Annotated in this window: 1 protein-coding gene; it reads left to right on the top strand. The window is 77.2% G+C overall.

Annotated features, from left to right (window positions below; all coding sequences use genetic code 11):
• Positions 1-9 precede the first annotated feature (9 nt).
• On the top strand, positions 10-202 hold a 193-nt coding region (locus G3I40_RS30425), incomplete at its 3' end, for a DUF1275 family protein (RefSeq protein WP_343245063.1).

Below are 202 nucleotides of genomic sequence, written 5' to 3'. Positions count from 1 at the left end.
CTGGGAACCGTGTTCGCCGGCGTGATGACCGGCAACCTCGTCCTGCTCGGCGTGGCGGTGGGCCACGGTTCCGGGTCCGGCGACGGCGTGAGCGCACCGCTCTACGCCCTGGGCGGGTACGTGGCGGGTGCCGCGCTCGCCGCTCTCGTGTGCCGGGGCGCGGCGCGCAGGCCCGAGCACTGGGCGGGGCGGGTCGTGGCGT

The organism is Streptomyces sp. SID14478 (genome assembly GCF_010548525.1).
Classification (GTDB): Bacteria; Actinomycetota; Actinomycetes; order Streptomycetales; family Streptomycetaceae; genus Streptomyces.
This window is presented reverse-complemented; position numbering and strand designations above follow the sequence as displayed.